Below are 22,848 nucleotides of genomic sequence, written 5' to 3'. Positions count from 1 at the left end.
AAATGGCTGAGACAAAACTGGCGCGCGCGCCGGGTGTGGCAATCGTCGGCGCCGGCATGATGGGCGCCGTTCATTCAAGGGCGAGCCGTCTGGCCGGCGCTCAGATCAAGGGCATTGCAACGTCGAGCCCGGAGCGCGCAAAGGAGGCTGCGGCGCAACTGGGAATCGAGCGCGCCTATTCGAGTGTCGAGGAAGCCATCGCTGATCCGTCGGTCGACGTCGTTCATATCTGTACGCCCAACTCTACGCATTACCCGATTGCCATGGCGGCGCTCGCTGCCGGCAAGCACGTGGTCTGCGAAAAGCCGCTTGCCACCAGTCTCGCCGATGCAAAAGCATTGGCAGATGCTGCGCACTCGGCGCAGCGTGTGGCGGCGATCCCCTTTGTTTATCGATATCACCCTATGGTTCGAGAAGCGCGCGCGCTCGTGCAGGACGGCACGGTGGGCGCGCTGCAACTGATGCACGGGAGTTATCTGCAGGATTGGTTGCTCGGCCGCGACGATACCAACTGGCGCGTCGACGCCACGCTAGGTGGCCCGTCGCGCGCATTCGCCGATATCGGCTCGCATTGGTGCGACCTGGTTGAATGGATCAGCGGCGAGCGTTTTGAATCCGTTGTCGCGACGCTCCAGACCACGATGAAGGACAGGCCGGCGGGATCGGTCACGACCTTTTCAGCGGTGACGCCAGATGCATCGGCGCCGAGAACAGCGGTGACGACCGAGGACATAGCCGGTGGGTTGTTCCGCACGAGCACAGGCGTCCTGACAACGCTGACCGTAAGCCAGGTGTCGGCAGGTCGCAAGAACCGCTTGTGGTTCGAAATCGATGGCGCCAACGCAAGCCTCGTGTTCGACCAGGAAGAACCCGAAAAATTATGGCTCGGCGAGCGCGACTCGACGCGCCTGCTCGTGCGCGATCCATCGCGCGGTAGCGCCGAGCAAAGGCGTCTCGCGACCTTGCCGGCGGGTCACGCCCAAGGCTACGCGCAATGCTTCGAAGCCTTCGTTGCCGATACATACGCGGTGATTCGCGGCGAGACCCGCGAAGGCCTGCCGACTTTCGACGATGGTTATCGCTCGGCGCAGATCATCGATGCGGTGCTGGGTTCATCGAAAGCGGGTGCGTGGAAACAAATCTAGTGGGTGTGTCATCACATAAAAATCCGCTTGCGCGGAAAAACAGGAGACGAAGCATGAACGTACAAAACTGGCTCAAATCGACAACGGGCGTTGCAGCAGCGGCATTGACGCTGGCAGCGTGGACGCCGGCGCAAGCCGCAGACATCGCGATCGTCTTGAAGACGCTCGCCAACCCGTATTGGGTCGCAATGCGCGACGGCATCCAGAAAGAGGCGAAGGCGAAGGGCGTCACGGTCGACATCCTTGCGGGCAACAGCGAAGAAGATATCCAGGGGCAGCAACGTCTGGTGGAAGACGTGCTGAACAAGAACTACAAGGCGATCGGTGTTGCGCCGATCTCGCCCGTGAGCCTGATTCAAGCCGTGAGCGCGGCGACGAAGAAAGGCATCTACGTGGTCAACATCGATGAAAAAATCGATCAGGGCCAGTTGAAAGCGGCGGGCGGTGCGGTGATCGCTTTCATTTCGAGCGACAACGTGGCGCTTGGAAATAAAGCGGGCGATTTCATTGCCCAGAAACTTGGCAGCTCGGGCGGCAAGGTCGCGATCATCGAAGGAAAGGCGGGGAACGTGTCGGGCGATGCACGCCGCGATGGCGCAAAGCAGGCCTTCGCAAAGGTGCCGTCCATCAAGCTGGTTGCAAGCCAGCCCGGTGACTGGGATCGCTCGAAAGCACTCGACGTCACGACCAACATCTTGCAACGCAACCCCGATCTGAAAGCTATCTACGCGGCGAACGACACCATGGCGCTGGGCGCGGCCCAGGCTGTGAAGAATGCGGACAAGCTCGGCAAAGTCGTTGTAGTCGGCACCGATGGCGTTCCCGAAGCGCTCGACTCCGTCAAGCGCGGTGAGCTGACCGCAACGGTTGCGCAGGACTCCGCGGCGATGGGCGCAAAGGCCGTCGACCTGTTGCTCGATGCGCTGAAAAACAAGCCTGCTATCGATCCGAACAAGACGCCGGAGTTTCTGCCAATCGAGTCGCATCTGATCACGAAGTAAACCGCCTCGCGAGGATCAGATGAACGAAGCACTGGTGGCCGTACGCGGCATCACGAAGCTGTTTCCCGGTACGACAGCGCTAAGCGACGTGAGCTTCGACGTTCGCGCCGGCGAGGTGCATGTCCTGCTCGGCGAGAACGGCGCCGGGAAATCGACGCTGATGAAAATCCTGAGCGGCATCTATGAGCCGACTTCGGGCGCGATCATCGCGGGCGGCAACGAGTACGCCAGGTTGTCGCCCTCGTTGTCCGCCCAGCTCGGCATCTGCCTGATCTATCAGGAGCTGAGCGTTATCGACTACTTGAGTATTGAAGAGAACCTGTTTGTCGGGCGCATTCCGACCATCAAGCGCTTTGGTATTCCCGTGGTCGATCGCCGGAAGATGAACGCGAAGGCGCGTGAGGTGCTTGCCCGTGTCGGCCTCGCGCGTGATCCGCGAACGCTGGTGGGCGATCTGGGCATCTCGGAGAAACAGCAGGTCGAGATTGCCAAGGCGCTCGCGAGCGAAGCGCGGCTCATCATCATGGACGAGCCGACTTCGTCACTGACCGATACCGAAGTTGCGAAGCTCTTCAACGTGATCGGCGATCTGAAGCGCGAAGGCGTGGGCGTGGCGTATATCTCGCACAAGTTGAAGGAGATTGCGCTGATCGGCGACCGTGTCACGGTCCTGAAAGACGGCAAGTACGTGGGCACGTACGATGCCAGATCGACTTCGACGGATCGCCTCGTCGCGCTGATGGTTGGCCGGGAGATCGTTCACGGCAGGCCGAAAGGCGAGGATGCCACGCACGGAGACATCGTATTTTCCGTCGATCATCTTTCCTCCCGCGATGGCTGGGTGCGCGATGTTTCGTTCAACGTGCATCGCGGCGAGATCTTCGGCTTTGCGGGCCTGATGGGTTCCGGGCGCAGCGAACTGATGGAAACCATCTTCGGTGTGCGGCGAAAATCGGCGGGGCGCATGACGCTGAACGGGCGCGAGATCACGATCGACTCGCCGTATCAGGCGGTCAAGCAAGGGCTTGCATTCGTGACCGAAGACCGGCGCGCGACCGGCTTCTTCCAAAACCTGAACATAGAAGAAAACATCTTCGTGGCGCCTGCCTTGCGCAGCACGCGGCGCGCGCTGTCGCTAGGTTTGATCGACCGCGCACGCCAGCGCGAATTCGGCCTGCGCTACAAGGAGCGGCTGCGCATCCGCTGTGCTTCGTCGACTCAGAACATCACCGAACTGTCGGGCGGCAATCAGCAAAAAGCGATCATCGCAAAGTGGCTTGCTGCGCAAAGCGACCTCTTCATCTTCGATGAACCCACCCGCGGTATCGACATAGGCGCGAAGGCTGAAATCTATTCGATCATGCGCGGCCTCGCGAACGAGGGGAAGGCGATCCTGATGGTTTCATCGGAGTTGCCGGAACTCATTGCGGTGTGCGATCGCATTGCGGTGTACAAGGACGGCACGGTGGCAAGCACGCTTGCGAACGCCGACGCCACGGAAGAATCGATCATGCAAGTCGCCACCTCATGAGCGACCACGAAGGAGGCAAAATGAACCCATCGAATACTTCGGGTGCGCCGTTGCCGGCCGCACCGCGCCGCGATTTCGCGACGATCTGGCAAACGTATGGCACTTTCGGCATCCTGGTGGTGTTGCTGATCCTGTGCAGCATTGCATCGCCACAATATTTCCTCACCCGCGACAACCTCGTGCAGGTCCTGTTGCAAAGCTCGGTCATGGTGTTGCTCGCGTGCGGCGTGTTCTTCACCATTCTGATTGCAGGGATCGATTTGTCGATTGGTTCGGTGCTGGCGCTGTCCGGCATGGTCATGGCCAAGCTGATGATGGCGGGTTTGCCCGTCTGGCTCGCGGTGCTGATCGGCGGCGTGGGCATGGGCGCGTTGCTCGGCGCCATCAACGGCGCCCTGGTCAATCTCACGCAGTTGCATCCCTTCATCATCACGCTGGGAACGGCGGCGATTTATCGCGGTGTGACGCTCATCGTGTCGGATTCGCGTTCGGTATTCGGCTTCGACCGTTCATTCACCGATGTCGTCGCCGGGCGTGTTTTCGGCGTACCTGTACCCATCATCATTGCGGTCGTCGTGGCGGGTTTCCTGTTGTTCCTGACCAAGTTTACGAAACTCGGGCGCAACATCTACGCGCTCGGCGGCAATGCGCAAGCCGCGTTTTATTCAGGCATCAGCGTGAAGCTGCATACCATGGTGGTGTTCATCATCGCGGGGACATGCGCGGGTATCGCGGGCATTGTCACGACCGCGCGGACCGCTGCGGCCGAGCCGAACGCGGGCGTCGGGTTCGAGACCTTCGCCATTGCGTCAGCGATCATCGGCGGGACGAGCTTCTTTGGCGGGCGAGGGCAGGTGACGGGCGTGGTCATTGGCGGACTGATCATCGGCGTGATCAACAACATCCTGAACATCATGAACGTCGAGACCTATTATCAGCAGATCGTGATGGGCGCGCTGATCATTGCGGCAGTCACGGCCGACAAGCTGTTCACCCGGAAGTTCCGCTAGGTTTCCCAATCAATCAGATCTGCGGTGGACGCGTGTCGACGTTGACCGCGTTCCCGCTTCAGCCATTCCCTTCCTGGAGCATCCCGTGTCCTCGATTCAAGCCGCAGAGAAAATCCGTCTTTTCATCGCGCCCTCCCCGCGTAACGTCGAAGACATTTTCAGCCCCGCCGATCTGGAACGTCTTCATGCGCTTGGCGAAGTGTTCATCCACGCAGATGGCCCCGTGACCGATGAAATCTTCAACCAGCACGCAGCCGATGCGCACATCATCGTCGGGCAGCTCGACATGCCGTCCGAACGTCTGACGCGTGCCGTGCATCTTCGCGCGATCGTGAATGTGGAGGGCAACTTTCTTCCGAATGTGGACTATGCGCAGTGCTTCAGACAAGGCGTGCGCATGCTGAATGTGAGCCCGGTGTTCGCGGAACCGGTGGCGGAAGCCGCGCTTGGCATGGCAATCGATCTGGCTCGCGGGATCAGCCATGCGGACCGGCGCTTTCGCAACGGCACCGAACAATATGGACTCGATGCCAACCGGGACGCGTTTTCGCTTTATGGCGCGCCCGTGGGGTTTATTGGCATGGGCGATCTCGGGCGTGCAATCCTGCCGCTCATCGCGCCGTTTCGTGGCGTGGTGAAGGCGTTCGATCCGTGGCTGCCGCCGGCGTACCTCGAGTCGCTCGGTTGCGAGGCGGCGTCACTTGAGACGGTCTTGCGCGAGTCGCAGGTCGTGTTCGTGGTGGCGGGCGTGACGTCGCAGAACCAGGGATTCCTCACGCGCGATGAATTTGCATCGATGAAACAAGGCGCCGCGTTCGTGCTCGTGAGCCGTGCCGGCGTGGTCGATTTCGATGCGATGCTCGACGCAGCCGCGTCAGGGCATATTCGTGTGGCGACCGATGTCTTTCCCGAAGAGCCGCTCGCGCCGGGACATCGGGCGCGTTCCATCGATACCGTGTTGCTCTCGCCGCATCAGGCCGGCGCGCTGAGTGCCGTGCTGCGTGAAATCGGCCGTCGTGCACTGGCGGATATCGAACTGATCGCGCGCGGTTTGCCCCCCGTGATGTGCAAGATCGCACAGCCCGAGACAGTCGGCCTGATGCGCAGCAAACCGGTGGCGAAGAGCTGAGCGATGCTGAGCCGCATATCGCACTTTGCAGGAATCTCCGATACTCGCCGCGAGTTGAAATGGACCGCTTATCGCGGGTGGAACGCGTTATCGATGCGCCAGGGCGCGGTCGAGTTGACTGTTGTGCCCGCCATTGGCGGAAGGCTGATGAGCATCCGGCATGAGGGCGTCGAGCTGGCCTACGTCAACGACGCGCTTGCCGGCCACGTGCCCGACTGGAGTGCGGAACAATGGCGCACGCTGTGCGGCGAATGGGATTTTCCACTATGGGGTGGCGGCAAGACCTGGGTTGCGCCGGAGTCGGACTGGCCCGAACGCGCGCCACAGCGCGATCTGGACAGCGGTTCCTACGAAGTCGTGAGCACGTGGTTCGACAGCCGGTCGATGGGCGTCGAGTTGCTGAGCCCTGTATGCCGGCAAAGCGGCTTGCAGGTCCGGCGCCGCATTGTGTTGTCAGCACGCGATGGCTCATGGACAACGTTGCATGAACTCAGCAACCGCAGCGAGGTGGCGCGGCCATGTGCAATCTGGGACGTGCTGATGTTGCGGCGGCCTGGCCGGGTTGACGTTGTTATCGAAAACGCACAGCGGGACTGGTGGGAATCGGTGACGCCGTTTCTCGCTAAAGGCCCATTGGGCGATATCCGTGAATCCGGTTTCGTGACGGGTTCGAGCAAGCACGTCACGACACGGTGCACCGAGCCAATCGAGTTCAAACTGGGCATCGATAATTCGCCGGGTGTAGCGCACGTAGTGTTCGATTTGCCGGAGGGCAGGCATACGTTGAGCAGGCGCTTCCCGGTGTTCCCCGATGCAAGGTATGCTCATGGCTCGCCGCTAGAAGTCTTCAACGCACCGCGACTGCCCTATTTCGAGATCGAATCGCACGGACCGCTGGTCGTCTTGCAGCCGCGTGAGTCGACCACTTTGAGCGTGGTCGAAGCGGTCACGGGCGGCGTTGAGGAACATCGTTAGCGTTTGCCGGTTGGACATCATTCATCTTCCTCATGCTGCTCACTCAAGTCGAATTCCGCACCTCCTGTCTTCTCTTCGACATGGATGGAACCCTGATCAATTCACATGCGCCCGTGATTCGTGCGTACACGGACTGGGCGGCGCACCACGGGCTCGACGCCGCCATGGTCCTGCGCGAATGCCAGGGGCGGCGCGTGATCGATACGGTTCGCGCACTGGCGCCGCCGGGAACGGATGTGGAAGCCGATACCGCCGCGCTGAAGCAGCGTGAACTCGACGACGTGGACGGCATTGTCGAGATACCGGGCGCACTTGCTATGCTGGCATCGCTTCCGGACGATCGCTGGGCGGTCGTGACGTCCGCTGAACGGCCGCTTGCGATACGCCGCATGCAGGCAGCAGGACTGCCCATTCCCCGCTTCCTTTTTACGTCCGACGACATTGCGCGCGGCAAACCTGCGCCGGATGGGTTTATCGCGGGTGCGAAGGCGCTGGGAGCCGAGCCGGAGCAAGCGCTCGTGTTCGAAGATTCGGCAGCCGGGATTGCATCGGGACTCGCGGCTGCGTCGAAGGTGATCGCGTTGACTTCTACGCTTGACGTGGCGCAGATCGATGCCCTCGGGCCTTCAGGTTATCTTCACGATTTCCTTGGCGTCAAAGTGTTCGAAGACCAGGGCCAGTTGCTGTTCCGGATAGCCTGATCGGGTCATTTATCCTTGCCGCTTCCGGCATGCTGGAAGACGCCGCGCGCCATTGCCGCCGCGCGGCCAACGCCCGGAAGCAGTCCGATCATGTCCGATCGAATCATCAGGCCGACCAGCATGACGGTGAGGGTGGCTTCGCCGATCACGCGCGCAACGGCCATGCCCATGGCGCCATATAAAGGCGCGAGAAACAGCGCCGCAGCCAGGTTGGCAAGACCCGACGTGATCCCGGCTATGGCAAGCAAGCGGTCTTTCTGGCGCGGCACGAACACATAGAACGCGACGAACTCGTTGAACGCGGCGAACGGAAACATCACGGCGAGACACTGCAAGACGTGTGCGCTTGGAGTGAAGGCCTTGCCGAGAATCAACGGCATGAGGAACGGCGACAGGCTCAATGCGGCCAGCAGCGCAAGCACGCCGTACCCCATCAACAACGTCGCGCCGCGCCGGCTGCTGGCGCGGGCGCCATCGGTGTCGCCTTGTGCGAGTTGCCGCGAGATGGTCGGGATAAATACCTGGGCGGCCGGACCCATCAAGCTCAACCCAATGGTCGCAAAACGTTCGGCGGCGCCGAAATATCCCACCTGATCCGGCGAAGACAGCAACGTAAGCAAATAAGTCGACGACGCCGTCAGCACCGCCGACCCCGTTGAATAAGCGAACAACATGGTGGACCCGCGCATCAGGTCCATCACGCCGCTCACCCGGAATTTCGGCAAGCCCACATGTGCAAACGTCAGACCGTACGAAATCACTGATGAAATCACGCCCGCAATCAGCAGGCTCGCGACGACCCATACCGAGTCTTGCGGTCCTCTGACTATCGATAAAATGAGAACGAGGCTGATCGCAAAGCCGATGACCTCAATGATGATCGGCGTGCGAAAACGCTGGCGTCCCTGAAACAGCCAGCCCAGGTTCAATGCGGACACAAGCCCGAGCATGGTAGCCAAAAGCCCCATGAGAGGCCGCTCGGAGAGCGTAGGCGAGCACAGCGTGGCGATGACACCTACGGCCAGACCGACCGCGCCGGTCAATATCCGTGCGCTCGAATGCAGGGAGAACACATCGTTATGGTGGCTGCGCTCCGGAGACTTCGCGACATCGCGCATGCCGACAAAAGTGAACCCGTAGCTTGCAAGCATCCAGATCACGTTCATGAGTGACATGGCCGCAAGCACGCGCCCATATTCCGTCACGCCAAGCACCCGCCCATAAAACGGAATGACGATGATGAGATAGAGATACCTCATCACATAACCGCCGTACACGAACACTAGGATCTTGGCGTTTTCTTTTTTATCCATACTTCTTTGTTTAAGCCCGCCAGGCGGCGTAATTTATCGCCTTGTTGCGAAGCTTAGCGTGCTGCTGCGCGACGGCGACCTAGCGGGTTGGCAATATAACGGACCGCGAAATCCGACAAGGGTGAATAAGGTACGAGGCACATGCTCGACAACACGAGCGTCCCGACTTTCTTTTTAAGGCTCCAGAAAGGGTTTGCAATAATCGAATGCAAATAACTGCGCGACTCTCTCATCATCCAGCCCCAGCGAGTTGCAAGCGGCGCCTGATACACGCGGGAGCAAAAATGCGCCTTCTCGTGAGAGAAGTCGTGAAACGATACCGGTAAATCGACTTTCAGGCGCGAGTGTGCAATGTTCTGCAAGGTCGCCCATCGCATGCTGAGCGCGCTCGATCCCTTGACCATGCTCTCTGCGTTTGCAAACGACACGCTGGGCGCACTCGTATGATGCACCCGATATCCACCGAGCGACTTGGGAATCGTTGCGACGGAACCCAGCAACACGACACCGTATATGGCGTAGAAATCAGCGCCGTAGCGGTTGATGGCTGACTCGGGCACCGGAAAAATCTGCTTCAAGGCACTGACGCGATACGCATTGCCCGATGCCGGCGGCGACGGGTACAGCCAGCCGCGCTTTAGCAACGTGCCGCAATCCGCCGGCGGCTCCGAATGCGGTACGTGTACTCCCATCAGACCGCCAGCGGAGTCGATCACGTCCAGGCGGAACTGGACCTTCGCATAGTCGCCGCTCTGGAAGACGCGCATCACGTCAGACACGGCACTGGGATAGAGAAGGTCATCTGAATCCAGCAGGATCGCGTGGTCCGTTTCAATGATATCCACGGCGCGATTGTAGGCCGAGACCTGGCCTCCGTTCTCCTTGAAGACCGCTGAGATACGCGATCCATATCCATCGATAAGCGCCCGCGAGCCATCGGTCGAACCGTCGTCGACGACCACGACCCGCGTGGCCGGATAGTCCTGGGCAAGCGCCGACTCGATTGCCTGCGTGAGAAAGCGCTCGTAGTTGTAGTTGCAGATGACGATCGTGACGGGTTCCATAGGGCCTCGGTGCTGGCTAGAGATTCCATGCGGCAATCGAGAGAGTCTGTCAGGCCAATTCAACAAAATCGGCCCATGCGACGTCGCAATTTCGTCAGATCTCGAAAGTGCAGGTGATTGAAGGACTGTGGTTGGAAGTCAGGATCAGGACTTGAGACGCGATTTTGCGCGATGCGCCCAGCCTTGCAACAAGCCGACCTGGGACCCGAAATTCGTGCTTGGAGCGAACGACTATGCTGCAGTGAAGCATAAACCGCCGAGAACGTCAGACGCCTTTGCCCGGCGCAAAGTCCGGAGCTATTGGCCGATTAAGCTGAGGAATTAGCGGTGGATTTTCGCGTTCGGCTTCTTATCTTTTTCTGCAATAAGCTTGTAACGAAATGGTGGTATCCGCATATGCTCAGTAATTCTTAACAACTACATTATATTGCCTTACATTTTCATTATGTATCTTGACCAATACGGGTAATTCGTGACTTACCGTGCGCCTGCCGACGGAGGATTCCGGGTATGCTTGGGAAGAAGGGGGCGCCCGGGGTAGTATTGGCGTCCTAAATAAATCCATACAAAACTCTGGAAATGCACGATGCGCGTTGATGTTGAGACATTAGTCAGAAAATCCATTAAAAAAGCGGCACGCCACAAGTTCGACAAGGATCATGAGTCGCAGGCCCGAATCATATTCAAGACGCTTGAGAAGAAAAACGGCAAGACCGACCCGGTCAACTTGAGGCTGGCTGATGCTTACGCGCAGGAGGTACTCGGCAATGCCCGTTATGCACCTTGGCTCCGCGTCTATGCCGCGTTCACTGGAACGTTCAAGGAAGGCTGGATTCCCGATAATTATTATGGGAGCGTCGTCGTACCCCGAATGAAAGGATCGTACGGAAAGATATCCAGCCTCAAGCCCTTATCCGGCATTATTTTTAGCAGCGATACTTTTCCGGATATCGCTTACTTTGTTAATGGGCTGTTCTTTACCTCTGATCATGTTGCAGTTCCTGAAGCGGAGGTCGAAACATTTGTTTTCCGAAACACGGAAAAAATCGTATTTAAAGTCGACAGTTCGTTCCAAGGAAAGGGCGTTTTCTTTTTCGACCGGGAAACCTTCAGTGTCGGCAGCATAAAGTCGTTGGGAAATGGCGTAATTCAGCGATTCATTGTTCAACATCAATTGTTTAATGATTTCGCATCGAATGCTGTGGCGACTTTAAGGATTACATCAGTCGTAGATGATGCCGGGCTGATTTCCATTCGTGCATGCTTTTTACGCCTTGGCCGGGTTGCAGATACTCACATTCAACCGGACAGCGAGATTTGCGTGCCCGTGGATCTGGCTAACGGCAAACTGTACGCGCAAGGTTACCTGGCGAACTGGATGGCGCTCGATGAGCATCCGGATTCCAGAATCAAGTTCGATGGCCTGAGCGTACCGGCCTTTTCGAAATGCGTCAGCACCGTGCTTGAACTTCACAAGAAAATTCCCTTTGCCCGATGCGTCGGATGGGATTTGACCGTCGATATGAACGGCAATGTTCAGGTCATGGAATGGAACGCCGAACATAACGACGTCAAGTTCAGCGAGGCCACGCAAGGTCCCTGTTTCTCCGACTTGCGATGGGAGCGGTTGAAACCCTCCCGGAAGAGCTGAATCAAAGCACACGCTTTCAGGCTTCATCTTATCTGTTGATCTTCGCGCTCCGCGCGGCGAAGATCATTGTTTAATTAGTTAGGATTGCTACCATTGTGGGCAATCGGCCCGTTTTCCGGGCTCGCCTGCGAGGAGTGCAGGCAGATTACTCGCCCGCATCCTCCTCTCCCAATCCTCTTCAAAACGCCGCCCGCAGTTATTCATTCGCGCGTCCGTTAAAAAAAATTTAAGCAGACGCTAAACATTCGGACGTCATTGCCGTTAATGCGGTTGAAGATGCGCGCGGATTATCGCCGTCATCCCGGCTGACCGCCATGCAATTTATCAGCAGGCGAGCTCGTCGGCACCCCATCGAAGCCAAGCTGTGTCTGGCTCGTAATTCGTCATACAAAAACTTTTCGTCGACCACTCCGACGTTGGAGAAACTCGTCATGCTCAGTCGCCGTTCATTTTTGAGTCGTGTTTGCGCCTTCGGCGGCAGCTATGCGCTCGCCGGATGCGGAGGCGGCGGTGGCGGCTCGGACTCCTCAGCGGCTTCTAAGGGCGTAAGTGTTGCCGCAGCGCCCACCGGGAGCAGCGCGGTCACCGTTACACAGCCTCCGGCGGCTGCCGCCGCGCCCGCAGCCGCCAGCGGCGCTGCATCGGAAGTCGCTGTACCCGACGCCGCAGCGTCGGAGCCGGTCGAAGTTCCCGATGACTCGGCGGTCAAGGCTGCATCGGGCATGTTCTATGGCATGAACGGGCACTACGACTACCTGTACACGCCGTCGCAAACTGTCGCGATCCTGCAAGCCCTGGGATGCACGTCGTATCGACTGACATGCTTCGACGCGAAGTCGCTGAATGCGCTGGTGAATATGGCGAAGGCGTTTGTCGGTACTGGCATCAGCCTGTTTGTCTGTATCGATGAAAGCCTGACTGATGCATCCGGCGTGGTCTGGACCAGCGAGGCCGCCGCGTACAACCAGGGTTTTCAATCCGGATCGACCATTGCCGCCGCGCTCATGCCATATGGCGTCACCATGTACGAATGCGGCAATGAACTGACACGGCGCTCACAGACTGTTATTGATTCATCGTCGGCGGGCAACAGGGTCACGGATTTCAATAACACGAACTGGCCGGCAATGCGCGGCGTGATGCGCGGCATGATGGATGGCGTCAGGTCGGTGCAGCCGGGCGCGAAGTGCGGCATCAACTTTTGCGTGGCGGATATCGGCGCGTCCGATGCACTCTGGGACGGCACCCAACCCGATGGCACCACAGGTCATCCGCAACTGCGCTGGGACATCACGACGTGGCACAACTACGAGGTCTACGGGGATATCTTCAACATCGGCGTGAACGGTGGCGGCCCGAATTTCGATCTTCCTGCGTACTGCAAGAAGCGCTACGGCGTGCCGTTCATGATCACGGAGTGGAACGCCAATCCCGAGGACAGCCAGGCATTTCGCGCGTCGTACATTACCGAGCGGCTGACCCGCTTCTACGCGGCGCGCAAGACGGACAACATCGAGTCGGTGATGTACTACGTCCTGGACAGCGGCAATACGTCGTGGGGCATCTTGATCGACGGCAAGATCGTCGACCCTGAGTACAGCGCCATGCGCAACTTCATCCTCGCTAATCCGGACACTTGATAGGGGCTTGCGTACGCTCGCTCCTGCCTGATATCTCTCACCCACACCGCTATCGGGCAGCTACCGCATGGCAAATCCATCATGGATTTAGCGAGCCGCCGGGCGCTGACCGGTTTCAGTCAGGAGGAAAACGAACAGTTGGAGGTGCTGCTGCTTAGCGTGCACGCGAACCTGGACGCCGCAGCGGACGACCAGGAAGATCGAGACGCTTGAAAACGAAATACGCGAGGTCCGCCTCCAGACCTCGTGTCATGGTGCTAACGCCCGATCAAAGTACCTAGCGGTGCGAGCGGGACGATCGGATAAAGCTCGAAGGTCAGCAGATCATCGACACCAAGCGGCAGTGCCTTCAAGAGGCTATCAGCTTCTTCGACGGAATCGACGCTCATCAGAAAGATCACGCCAACACCGTTATCCCGCATCCAGAATTGTTCCATCTTGCCGTCGAGGTACAACTGCAAGGTGGCGGGGACTTCGGTCGGCATGTAGTGCGCAAGCTGTTCCGGGGAAAGGGGAACCAGCGTTCCAACGGCCATGACTTTCATGATATTTCCAGTATGAAAAGCGGGTAAGGTCAGGACACTTTCGGATTCAAACGATCCGCATTGGCGCGCGCAAATTCCCTGACGCTCATCGGCTTGCGGCCGGTCAGCTTTTCAACGTTGTCGTTCATGCCGGACATCACGCCGTGCTGGTAGTCGTCCATTGCGGCAGACAGGTGCTTGACGACGTATTCCGGTACACCGGCCGATTCCATCGAACGGCGGTATTCGTCAATCGAGACATCTTCGAAGACGATCCTGCGGCCAAGTGCTTCGCTGAGTTCCGCCGCCATTTGTTCGTGATCCATTTCGACCGGTCCGAAGAGCGGGTACGTCTGGCCGATGTGCCCGTCGGGATTTTTCAGCAATGCAGCGATCACCCGGCCCTGATCTTCCGTACCGATTGCGGCGTGCCGCCCTTTGCCGACCGGCATGCGCAAGATGCCTTTCTCACGGAACAGCGGCAGTTGCCACGGGTAGAGAAGCCATTCGAGAAAGTAGGTGGGGCGCAGATGGATCACGTCGAGACCCGACGCGCTGAGCAGTTGCTCGGCAACATAGTGATCTTTCGATGACGGACTGTTCGATGTGCGGCTTGCCGAGCGTTGCGAGAGGTTGATGATGGTGGCGACGCCGGCTTCACGCGCGGCCTGTGCGAAATAAGCGGTCGCCGTAATCAATCCCGGCGCGACCGGATACACGAGATAGGCTGCGTCGACGCCTTCCATTGCAGCGCGAACCTCGTCGATATTCTGCAGGTCGCCGACTACGACTTGTGCGCCAAGCGCTTCGAGTGCGGCGGACCGTTCATCGATACGACGCACCAGCGCGCGCACCGTCAAACCGGCTTCGATGGATTCCTTTACAGCAGCGCGGCCCGTGTCACCTGTAGCGCCGGTAATCAGTACTTTGCGGTTCATGATCATCATCCTTTTGCGTAAGAGAGGGTTTGCTCGTCGGTTCGCGGTGCGCCTTGGTTGATTTGCGCGTCGCTGCCGGTGAGTGAAGAATGCGGCCTCTCGCAAAAGGGCGGTAGCCATTGGATTTCGCTAATATCTATGCTCGGTCAGCATGAGTGACGGCCTGGGTCACATCAGACGTAAGGGGCTTAAAACGTGAAAGACATCCTGAGCCTCAAGCTTTATTCGCGCGTTGCGCATCTCGGCAGCTTTTCTGCTGCGGCGCGCGAGTTCGGGCTGGCTCAGTCACAGGTGTCGCGAATGGTTGCGGACCTCGAGGCGGGGCTGGGCGCCAGGCTGTTATCGCGAAGTACGCGCGCGGTCGTCCTGACGGAGGCCGGTGCGGAATTCCTGGCTCGCGTCGAGCCCATCCTCGCGGCGCTCGAAGACGCAGAAAACAGCGTGCGTGAAAGCGGCGAACTGCGGGGCTTGCTGCGGGTCGGCATGACTACGACCATGGGCTTGCGTATGGTGATGCCACGTCTTGCGCCGTTCACCGAGCGTCATCCGAACCTGAGCATCGAATTACTGCTCGACGATAAATGGCAGGACGTGGTTCGCGAAGGTGTCGATGTAGCGTTGCGCGTGGGCAATCTTCCGGATGCATCGGGGACATCGAAATTCATCACGACGATTCCGCGCGTTGTCGTTGCCGCGCCTTCTTATCTTGAACGTGCGGGGATGCCGCTTGTGCCGGAAGACCTGACTCTGCACAGGATCGTCGGCGGGCCGGCCGCCACGCGGGCGGCCTCCTGGCAATTCGAACTCGACGGCAAGACGGTGGACGTCGAGCTTCATCCGAACATCTCGACCAACTCGATAGCCGGCGCCATCGCGTGCGCGACGGGCGGCCTCGGGATCACATCGGCGCCGTCATGGGGTTGCCAGGACGAACTGGAGCGCGGGTCGCTCGTGCTTGTCCTCGCCGACTGGAAGACGACGGGGCTGCCCGTCCACGCTTATTTCCCACTGGGGCGCTCCGCGCGAAAAGTGGCGCGGGCGTAAGTCGACTTTGTTACGGAAGAGCTCAGGAAGGCTTAACCGGGTTTTTTCTTTGCCTTCACGCCCGACACATTGAGGGCAATCGCCTCGCCGACAAGCGCCTTGAATGCAACCGAATCGATTTCCTCACCCTCGTGGATATCGATTGCGCGCCTTGTGTTTCCATCCAGGCTCGAGTTGAAAAGTTTCGCGGGGTCCTTCAGCGAAGCCCCTTTCGCAAAGGTCAGCTTCACCACTGACTTATACGACTCGCCAGTGCAAATGATTCCGTCGTGCGACCAGACGGGCGTGCCCATCCACTTCCATTGCTCGACGACCTCCGGGTCCGCGTCCCTGATCAGCTTGCGCATCCTGCTCAAAGTTTTGCCGCGCCAGCCGCCAAGCTCGGCGATTTTTTTATCGATGAGTTCAGGCGCCAGTACATCATCTACCGCACTCGTTTTCTTCATCTTCTCCTCCTGAAACGTTCATGCTTCAAATGCCGAATTGCCTTTCGTACTCGGTCTTGAGACGCGGCCAATCGAACTTCATCGCTTCACCGCCGACAATGCGCCCGACCGGATCGCCAGCCACGAACTGCGCCAGCACATCGAGGCAGATATGCCAACCGGCCGCGCCCATCGATATGAAATTGCGGTCGATGTTGTGCCAGAGCGTAAGACGGGTTCCGTCGCCGAGCGGCTCGAGTTGCCACCGAAGGTCGTTGTCGCCCCAGCGGTATTCAAGCAACCGGGGCGCCTCGGCGCGCGTCACTTCAGTCTCCGAGATGATCGGCGTGGGCATTCCGACCGTCGAGAGCTTGACCGGGCCGACAGACGCGAGGCTCCGGTCGGCATCGAAGGGCGCCCATTCACGCAGGCTGACCGGGTCGGTCAACGCGGTCCAGACTTTCTCGGGCGCATGGCGCAGTTCGCGCACCAGAACGAGCGTCCACTTCTCCCCATCCTTCTGGATTTCGGCGCCCGCAGCGGGTCCCGGCCTGTATTCGTCGCGTTTGCTCATCGTTTTCTCTCCTTTTTGCCCAGTGCAGTTTCAGTTTGGTCGATGCGGTCGAGATGGGATTCGAGCGCATCGAGGTGGCCCGACCAGAAGCGCCGGAAGGGTTCGAGCCACGCGTCGATCTCCGCGAGCGGTTCCGGCCTGATCCGGTACACGCGCCGCTGTGCGTCCACGCGTGCCTCGACGAATCCGGCTTCCCGAAGCACTCGAAGGTGCTTCGAGACCGAGGGTTGCGAGAGCTTCAGCTTCTCCTCGATATCCCCCACGGTCTGCTCGGACGTTGCCAGCAGACTCAGGATTGCGCGGCGGCTTGGCTCGGCGATAACGGCAAAGGTCGATTCCATGGTGTTTATATACCTGATGGGGAATATACGTGTCAAGCAAGGATGGCACGGCCTGGTCAGACCATGCACTCGCAGTGGGCATCGTGTCGATTTATGAGACGACAGGCACAATACGCGGCGATGCTGCCGCAGCCCCTTCCAGGCCTTCATGACCCAAACGACCTCTGATCCCTCTGTTCCCGCCGCGCTTGTACCGAATTCGCCGCGTTTCTTGCTGTTTGTGATCTGCCTGTTTGCATCGGCCGGACAGCTTGCAATCGATATCTACGTGCCCGCGCTGCCCGCAATGGCGACGTTTTTCGCAACGTCGCCCCAGGCGATCCAGTCGAGCGTGTCCGGCTACATGGTGGCCTACGCGCTCGGCCAGCTCGTCTTCGGTCCCATAGCCGACGCTTACGGCCGCAAGCCCGTCCTGGCGTTCGGGCTGGTGATCTTCACGATAGGCTGCCTGCTGTCGCTCGCCGCGCCGAATCTCGAGACCTTTCTTCTCGCTCGATGCCTGCAGGGTTTCGGCATCGCCACGACCAATCTTCTTGCGAAGGCGATCATCACCGATTCGTTTTCGGGCCAGGCGCTGTTGCACGCGTTCACCTACATGTCGATTGCGTGGGGACTCGCGCCGATCGTGGCTCCAGTGATTGGCGCCCACTTGCAGACGTGGTTCGGCTGGAAGTCGTGCCTCGTGTTCCTGCTCATCTACTCGCTCGTGATGTGGGCATTGTGGTGGCGGTATCGTGAAACGTTGCGGCGTCCGGTGCATCTGGAGCCGCGCACCCTGATCACCAACGCGGGCAAGGTGCTGGCAAGCCCGGTGTTCCAGAGTTGCTTCCTCGCGCAAGGCTTGTGTTACAGCATCCTGCTTGTATTCAACATCGTCGGGCCGTTCATGGTGCAGAACACGCTGCACAAGCCGCCGACGTATTTCGGCTATCTGGCGCTGGGTATCGGGATGATGTATTTCCTCGGCGGCTTGTCGAATCGCATTCACGGCGCGCGTCTGCCGAGCGCGGAACAACGGCTGCTGCTGGGCGCGCGGGTGATGGCCGGGACATCGATTGCGATGCTCCTGCTCGCGCTGACCGTCGGCCTGCGCGTGTGGACGCTCGCGACGCCCGTGCTCGTGATGGGATTCTGCGCAGGCGCGATGTATCCGACCTTGATGGCAAAGGGCAACTCGCTGTTTCCGCATATCGCGGGGCTGACGAGCGCGATTCTTGGCTGTGCGCTGCTGCTGGTTTCATCGGCGACGATGGGGCTTGTCGGCTTCCTTTCCGTGCAGATCCTTGCACCGCTCGCGGTGTTTTTCGTGATCCTCGCGTTCGGTGTTGTCGCGATGGTGACGAAACTGTTGCGGCACCTGGCGCAACTTCCGCCTGTCGCGGCGTCGGCAGTTCGTTCATAACCGCTCGATACGTTCCAATGCCTCGACAGCCGAATCCGTCGCCGCTCAAACCGCGTAGGGCACCCAGCCAGCCTCGCTCGGCGCGCATGGTCGAGACCCTGCTCGAAGCCGCCGCGCAAGTGCTCGAAACGAAGGGGCTCGAAGGGTTCAATACGAACGCGGTCGCCGAGCGCGCGGGTGTCAGTATCGGTTCGCTTTATCAGTACTTTCCGAGCAAGGATGCGCTAACCATTGCGTTGATGGAACGCGAGAACGCGCGGTTTTACAAGGAGGCGCTCGCGTCCCTCGATCACGCGAGCGGATCGGCCGCGCTCGATCATCTGATTCGCGTCGCCGTGTGGCAGCAGTTTGCGCGGCCGACGCTCGCGCGGCTTCTCGACGTGGAAGAAAGCCGGCCGCAATTGCGCGCGGCGCTGCCGAGCACCGGTTCGATGCGCACCTTGCTTCTGGACATCCTCGCGCGGGAAGATTCGCCTCAGCAAGCAGACACGGATGTCGCCGCACGCGATGTGTTCGCGATGATCCGTGGTCTCGTCGATGCCGCCGGCGAGCGCGGCGAGACGGATACGGCCGGCCTCACTCGCCGCGTGTGTGCGGCCGTGCAGGGCTATCTGACGATGATGTCGGCCGCCACGCCCGCCGAAGAAGACCCGCACCCCGCCGATAAACGCGAGCAGCCTGCACGCAAGCCAGCGCCGCGCGGCCCGAAACGCCCGTAGTACGGGCCTCGGCGGCTCCTAAGGCCCAGGCGGCGACGCGAGTATAAAACGCGAGCTTTTACTCGTAACATTTCCGTACGGAACGCAAGGAGCGCTCCGCATCAACGGAGATCGACATGAGCACCATTACCACCAACGCAAATACCACCACCTCTGTCAGCACGGCAATGAAGCTCAATCACATGAGCTTCCCTTCGTCCGATGTCAGCGCCACGGCAACCTTCTTCGAAGCGCATCTGGGCTGCACTGTCGCCGGTCGCGGGGCGAGCTGGATCCTGAAACGCCCGGGCTTCGACATCGTGATCGAAGACGGCGACCATCCGGTCGAGTGGCCCCACAACTTTCACATCGGCTTCGAACTGGCGACGCTCGACGAAGTTCGCGCGCTTCACGACCGGATGATCGCAGCGGGCGTCGGGATGAAAACCGGCGTGTTCAAGTACGAACGCGGCTCGCGGTTTTTCTGCGAAGTGCCGGGCGGTGTGTTGGTCGAAATCAACACGCGCTCGGATGCCGACGAGCAGTATCGCGGGACGTTCGGCCTCTAGGCAGGATTGATACTTTTCACGACCTAATTTCGCCGAAAAAAGATATTGGACGTCTTACCGGTGGTCTCGCAAAATCCGGGTTTCCCTGCGGCCGATGAACCGGCCCGGGCGTAACACAGATTCGGATAACCACAATACAGAGGTACAGATGCCCCACTATCGATCACGCACATCGACTCATGGCCGCAACATGGCCGGCGCCCGCGCCTTGTGGCGCGCCACCGGCATGAAGGACGGCGACTTCGGCAAGCCCATCATTGCGGTCGTGAACTCGTTCACGCAGTTTGTGCCGGGCCATGTGCATCTGCGCGATCTCGGCGCGCTGGTCGCGAAGGAAATCGAAGCGGCCGGCGGCGTCGCGAAGGAATTCAACACCATCGCGGTGGACGACGGCATTGCCATGGGTCACGGCGGCATGCTGTATTCGCTGCCGTCGCGCGAACTGATCGCCGACTCGGTGGAGTACATGGTCAATGCGCACTGCGCCGACGCCATGGTCTGCATCTCCAATTGCGACAAGATCACGCCGGGCATGCTGATGGCCGCCATGCGCCTGAACATCCCGGTCGTGTTCGTCTCCGGCGGTCCGATGGAAGCCGGCAAGGTCAAATCGCCGACCGACGGTCAGGTGATCGCGAAGATCGACTTGATCGACGCAATGATCAAGGCCGCCGACTCGAAGGTGAGCGACGCCGAAGTGGCGGAGATCGAGCGCAACGCGTGCCCGACGTGCGGTTCGTGCTCGGGCATGTTCACCGCGAATTCGATGAACTGCCTGACCGAAGCAATCGGTCTGGCGTTGCCGGGCAACGGCACGATCGTCGCCACGCATGCATGGCGCAAGGGGCTGTTCGAACAGGCCGGGCGTCTCGTGGTGGACCTGTGCCGCCGTTATTACCAGGAAGAGGACGCATCGGTTTTGCCGCGCAGTATCGCGACCAAGCAGGCGTTCAAGAATGCCATGACGCTCGACGTCGCCATGGGCGGTTCGACCAACACCGTGCTGCATCTGCTGGCAGCCGCGCAGGAAGCCGGCGTCGATTTCACGATGTCCGATATCGACCGCATCTCGCGCAACGTGCCGTGTCTTTGCAAGGCGGCGCCCGCGACCGACAAGTACCACATCGAGGACGTGCATCGCGCGGGCGGGATTCCCGGCATTCTCGGCGAGCTCGCACGCGCCGGGCTGCTCGACCTCTCGTGCGGCAACGTGCATAGCGGGACGCTTGGCGACGCGATTGCGAAGTGGGACATCGCGGGCGGCGCGGGCGAAGAAGCGCAGAAGTTTTTCCGCGCGGCGCCTGGCGGCATTCCGACGACCGTAGCGTTCAGCCAGGAAGCGACCTTCGCCTCACTCGATACCGATCGCAAGACCGGCTGTATCCGCAGCAAGCAGGACGCGTATTCGAAGGACGGCGGCCTCGCCGTGCTGTACGGCAATCTGGCGGAGAAGGGGTGTATCGTCAAGACGGCGGGCGTCGATGAATCGCAATGGCTGTTCTCGGGTCGCGCACGCGTGTTCGAGAGCCAGGATGACGCCGTCGAAGCCATCCTGGGCGACCAGGTCGTGGCGGGTGACGTAGTCGTGATCCGTTACGAAGGTCCGAAGGGCGGTCCGGGCATGCAGGAAATGCTCTACCCCACGTCGTACCTGAAGTCGAAGGGCCTGGGCAAGAGCTGCGCGCTCTTCACCGATGGCCGGTTCTCCGGCGGTTCGTCGGGGCTCGTGATCGGGCATGCATCGCCGGAAGCGGCCGAAGGCGGCACGATCGGGCTGGTGGAAGAGGGCGATGTGATCGAGATCGATATCCCGAATCGCAAGATGCATCTGGCGGTACCGGATGCGGAACTGGCGCGCCGTCGCGAAGTCATGGAAGCACGCGGCGACAAGGCTTGGATGCCGGTGAATCGCGAGCGCGTGGTGTCGCTCGCGTTGCAGGCGTACGCGGCGCTTGCAACATCGGCCGATCGTGGTGCCGTGCGCGATCTGTCGCAACTCAAGCGCAAGTAAGCGCCGTCAGGGCTCCGTTGCGTGAAGACATTGGAGCCCGGCAATCGGAGCCCGAAGCCCGGCGCAAACATTCGAGGGCGGTTTAATCCACCCGCCGTCCTTCGACCGGATAGCCGGGATCGGTGTATCCCGGCGTCGATGTGTGTCCAGGCGGCACAAGACTGTCCACGAACGCCTCATCCCGGGCATCGAGCTTCAGGGTGAGCGCGTCCATGTAGCTGTCCCAGTGCGCTTCGGTGCGCGGCCCCGCGATCGTGGAACTGACGATCTTGTTGTTCAGCACCCAGGCGAGCGCGAAGGCGATCGAATTCGTGCCGCGCTCGGCCGCATGAGCAGCGAGTTTCTGCGCAATTTCCAGCGACTCCGGCCGGAACTCGGTCTGGTGAATACGCTTGTCGCCGCGACCGGCACGGGAATCGTCCGGCGGCGCGGAATCCGCCTTGTACTTGCCGGTCAGCACACCGCGAGCGAGCGGGCTGTATGGCACGACACCCACCCCGTAATGCGCCGAGGCCGGAAATTGTTCGACCTCGGCCGTGCGATCCACCATGTTGTACAGCGGCTCGCTCGCGACCGGCCGGTCGATGCCGAGCTGATCCGCGAGACGAACGATCTCGGCGATCCGCCAGCCCTTGAAATTCGATAAACCGAAATACCGCACTTTCCCCTGGCGGATCAGGTCGCCGATGGCGCGCACGCCTTCTTCCAGCGGCGCGTCGAGCAGGGCGCGATGAAAGTAAAGGATATCGATGTAGTCCGTGTCGAGACGCTTGAGGCTCGCCTCGACGGACTGGATGATCCACTTGCGCGACTGGCCTTGTTCGTTGGGACCTTGCTGTGTCGGGTAGCCGAACTTCGTCGCCACGACCCAATTGTCGCGCTTGCCGGCTATCGCGCGACCGACCACCTCTTCGGAGCGTCCGGCATGATAGACGTCGGCGGTATCGATGAAGTTGATTCCCTGGTCGAATGCTTTGCTGATGATGCGCTTGGACGCCGGTTCGTCAGTCTCGCCACCGAACATCATTGCTCCGAGGCAGAGCGGTGAAACTTTAAGGGCACTTCGCCCCAGATAACGATAGTCCATGGGTCTCTCCGAATGAGTGGTTCATTGCAGATGATAAAGAGAGACATTTAATCGATAAAGGCCCATAAACGGCAT

General features: G+C 60.0%; 23 protein-coding genes. 15 read left to right on the top strand and 8 right to left on the bottom strand.

Annotation, left to right across the window (positions count from 1 at the left end):
• Nucleotides 1-2: 2 nt before the first annotated feature.
• The 7 genes from AXG89_RS41335 (at nucleotide 3) to AXG89_RS41305 (ending at nucleotide 7,492) form a co-directional block, all read left to right on the top strand.
• A complete protein-coding gene (locus AXG89_RS41335; RefSeq protein WP_119024854.1) occupies nucleotides 3-1,145 on the top strand; it encodes a Gfo/Idh/MocA family protein in 1,143 nt (380 codons plus the stop codon).
• Between the two features lie 53 nt (nucleotides 1,146-1,198).
• Nucleotides 1,199-2,146: a D-allose transporter substrate-binding protein gene (alsB, locus tag AXG89_RS41330; RefSeq protein ID WP_075357398.1), complete on the top strand. Its 948-nt coding sequence runs from the start codon at nucleotides 1,199-1,201 to the stop codon at nucleotides 2,144-2,146.
• A gap of 19 nt (nucleotides 2,147-2,165) precedes the next feature.
• A complete protein-coding gene (locus tag AXG89_RS41325) occupies nucleotides 2,166-3,677 on the top strand; it encodes a sugar ABC transporter ATP-binding protein (RefSeq protein WP_075357399.1) in 1,512 nt (503 codons plus the stop codon).
• A 20-nt stretch (nucleotides 3,678-3,697) separates the two neighbouring features.
• On the top strand, nucleotides 3,698-4,687 hold the full coding sequence (gene alsC / locus AXG89_RS41320; RefSeq protein WP_075357660.1) for a D-allose ABC transporter permease: 990 nt from the start codon (nucleotides 3,698-3,700) through the stop codon (nucleotides 4,685-4,687).
• Between the two features lie 85 nt (nucleotides 4,688-4,772).
• The gene (locus tag AXG89_RS41315) at nucleotides 4,773-5,816 is read left to right on the top strand and encodes a hydroxyacid dehydrogenase (protein WP_236873652.1); all 1,044 of its coding nucleotides are present in this window, start codon (nucleotides 4,773-4,775) and stop codon (nucleotides 5,814-5,816) included.
• 3 nt (nucleotides 5,817-5,819) lie between these two features.
• Entirely contained in the window at nucleotides 5,820-6,791 is a 972-nt protein-coding gene (locus tag AXG89_RS41310; RefSeq protein ID WP_119024853.1) for a hypothetical protein, read from the top strand.
• A 32-nt stretch (nucleotides 6,792-6,823) separates the two neighbouring features.
• Nucleotides 6,824-7,492, top strand: a complete 669-nt coding sequence (locus AXG89_RS41305; RefSeq protein WP_075357401.1) for an HAD-IA family hydrolase — start codon at nucleotides 6,824-6,826, stop codon at nucleotides 7,490-7,492.
• Nucleotides 7,493-7,497: 5 nt separating this feature from the next.
• On the opposite strand, the gene AXG89_RS41300 is transcribed toward AXG89_RS41305, so the two are convergent.
• Both AXG89_RS41300 and AXG89_RS41295 read right to left on the bottom strand, forming a co-directional pair.
• Complete coding sequence (locus AXG89_RS41300; protein ID WP_075357402.1) at nucleotides 7,498-8,805, bottom strand: lipopolysaccharide biosynthesis protein; 1,308 nt, start codon at nucleotides 8,803-8,805, stop codon at nucleotides 7,498-7,500.
• Between the two features lie 53 nt (nucleotides 8,806-8,858).
• Nucleotides 8,859-9,869 (bottom strand): glycosyltransferase family 2 protein, encoded by a 1,011-nt coding sequence (locus AXG89_RS41295; protein ID WP_075357403.1) that lies wholly within the window; start codon nucleotides 9,867-9,869, stop codon nucleotides 8,859-8,861.
• 586 nt (nucleotides 9,870-10,455) lie between these two features.
• Between AXG89_RS41295 and AXG89_RS41290 the strand changes: the two genes are divergently transcribed.
• The 3 genes from AXG89_RS41290 to AXG89_RS44240 all read left to right on the top strand — a co-directional run bounded on the left by AXG89_RS41290 (nucleotide 10,456) and on the right by AXG89_RS44240 (nucleotide 13,373).
• A complete protein-coding gene (locus tag AXG89_RS41290) occupies nucleotides 10,456-11,520 on the top strand; it encodes a sugar-transfer associated ATP-grasp domain-containing protein (protein ID WP_178391826.1) in 1,065 nt (354 codons plus the stop codon).
• Between the two features lie 431 nt (nucleotides 11,521-11,951).
• Nucleotides 11,952-13,160 carry a hypothetical protein gene (locus AXG89_RS41285; RefSeq protein ID WP_075357404.1) on the top strand — a complete coding sequence of 403 codons (1,209 nt, stop codon included), beginning with the start codon at nucleotides 11,952-11,954 and terminating at the stop codon, nucleotides 13,158-13,160.
• An 81-nt stretch (nucleotides 13,161-13,241) separates the two neighbouring features.
• Nucleotides 13,242-13,373, top strand: a complete 132-nt coding sequence (locus tag AXG89_RS44240; RefSeq protein WP_256701002.1) for a hypothetical protein — start codon at nucleotides 13,242-13,244, stop codon at nucleotides 13,371-13,373.
• A gap of 44 nt (nucleotides 13,374-13,417) precedes the next feature.
• Here AXG89_RS44240 and AXG89_RS41280 read toward each other — a convergent pair whose 3' ends face one another.
• Nucleotides 13,418-13,705 carry a hypothetical protein gene (locus AXG89_RS41280; RefSeq protein WP_075357405.1) on the bottom strand — a complete coding sequence of 96 codons (288 nt, stop codon included), beginning with the start codon at nucleotides 13,703-13,705 and terminating at the stop codon, nucleotides 13,418-13,420.
• 29 nt (nucleotides 13,706-13,734) lie between these two features.
• Nucleotides 13,735-14,622 (bottom strand): NmrA family NAD(P)-binding protein, encoded by an 888-nt coding sequence (locus AXG89_RS41275; protein WP_075357663.1) that lies wholly within the window; start codon nucleotides 14,620-14,622, stop codon nucleotides 13,735-13,737.
• Nucleotides 14,623-14,817: 195 nt separating this feature from the next.
• Here AXG89_RS41275 and AXG89_RS41270 point away from each other — a divergent pair, with 195 nt between their 5' ends.
• Nucleotides 14,818-15,666, top strand: coding sequence for a LysR family transcriptional regulator (locus AXG89_RS41270; protein ID WP_075357406.1), 849 nt, complete (start codon nucleotides 14,818-14,820; stop codon nucleotides 15,664-15,666).
• Between the two features lie 32 nt (nucleotides 15,667-15,698).
• On the opposite strand, the gene AXG89_RS41265 is transcribed toward AXG89_RS41270, so the two are convergent.
• The 3 genes from AXG89_RS41265 to AXG89_RS41255 are packed head-to-tail and all read right to left on the bottom strand — an operon-like array spanning nucleotide 15,699 to nucleotide 17,006.
• A complete protein-coding gene (locus AXG89_RS41265; protein ID WP_075357407.1) occupies nucleotides 15,699-16,112 on the bottom strand; it encodes a DUF1801 domain-containing protein in 414 nt (137 codons plus the stop codon).
• A 25-nt stretch (nucleotides 16,113-16,137) separates the two neighbouring features.
• Nucleotides 16,138-16,665 carry an SRPBCC family protein gene (locus tag AXG89_RS41260; RefSeq protein WP_075357408.1) on the bottom strand — a complete coding sequence of 176 codons (528 nt, stop codon included), beginning with the start codon at nucleotides 16,663-16,665 and terminating at the stop codon, nucleotides 16,138-16,140.
• Nucleotides 16,662-17,006, bottom strand: coding sequence for an ArsR/SmtB family transcription factor (locus AXG89_RS41255; RefSeq protein ID WP_075357409.1), 345 nt, complete (start codon nucleotides 17,004-17,006; stop codon nucleotides 16,662-16,664). Before AXG89_RS41255 ends, AXG89_RS41260 begins: the two co-directional genes overlap by 4 nt.
• Nucleotides 17,007-17,154: 148 nt before the next feature.
• Here AXG89_RS41255 and AXG89_RS41250 point away from each other — a divergent pair, with 148 nt between their 5' ends.
• From AXG89_RS41250 to ilvD, 4 genes are all read left to right on the top strand, one after another.
• The gene (locus tag AXG89_RS41250; protein WP_075357410.1) at nucleotides 17,155-18,408 is read left to right on the top strand and encodes a multidrug effflux MFS transporter; all 1,254 of its coding nucleotides are present in this window, start codon (nucleotides 17,155-17,157) and stop codon (nucleotides 18,406-18,408) included.
• An 86-nt stretch (nucleotides 18,409-18,494) separates the two neighbouring features.
• The gene (locus AXG89_RS41245) at nucleotides 18,495-19,127 is read left to right on the top strand and encodes a TetR/AcrR family transcriptional regulator (protein WP_075357411.1); all 633 of its coding nucleotides are present in this window, start codon (nucleotides 18,495-18,497) and stop codon (nucleotides 19,125-19,127) included.
• Nucleotides 19,128-19,294: 167 nt separating this feature from the next.
• A complete protein-coding gene (locus AXG89_RS41240; RefSeq protein ID WP_075357664.1) occupies nucleotides 19,295-19,675 on the top strand; it encodes a VOC family protein in 381 nt (126 codons plus the stop codon).
• Nucleotides 19,676-19,823: 148 nt separating this feature from the next.
• A complete protein-coding gene (gene ilvD, locus AXG89_RS41235) occupies nucleotides 19,824-21,686 on the top strand; it encodes a dihydroxy-acid dehydratase (RefSeq protein WP_075357412.1) in 1,863 nt (620 codons plus the stop codon).
• Between the two features lie 82 nt (nucleotides 21,687-21,768).
• On the opposite strand, the gene AXG89_RS41230 is transcribed toward ilvD, so the two are convergent.
• Nucleotides 21,769-22,773 carry an aldo/keto reductase gene (locus AXG89_RS41230; protein WP_075357413.1) on the bottom strand — a complete coding sequence of 335 codons (1,005 nt, stop codon included), beginning with the start codon at nucleotides 22,771-22,773 and terminating at the stop codon, nucleotides 21,769-21,771.
• Nucleotides 22,774-22,848: the final 75 nt, after the last annotated feature.

This window comes from Burkholderia sp. PAMC 26561 (genome assembly GCF_001557535.2).
In the GTDB taxonomy this organism is placed as follows: Bacteria; Pseudomonadota; Gammaproteobacteria; order Burkholderiales; family Burkholderiaceae; genus Caballeronia.
Note: the sequence above shows the minus strand (reverse complement) of the source record. Positions and strands in the feature narration are given on the sequence as shown.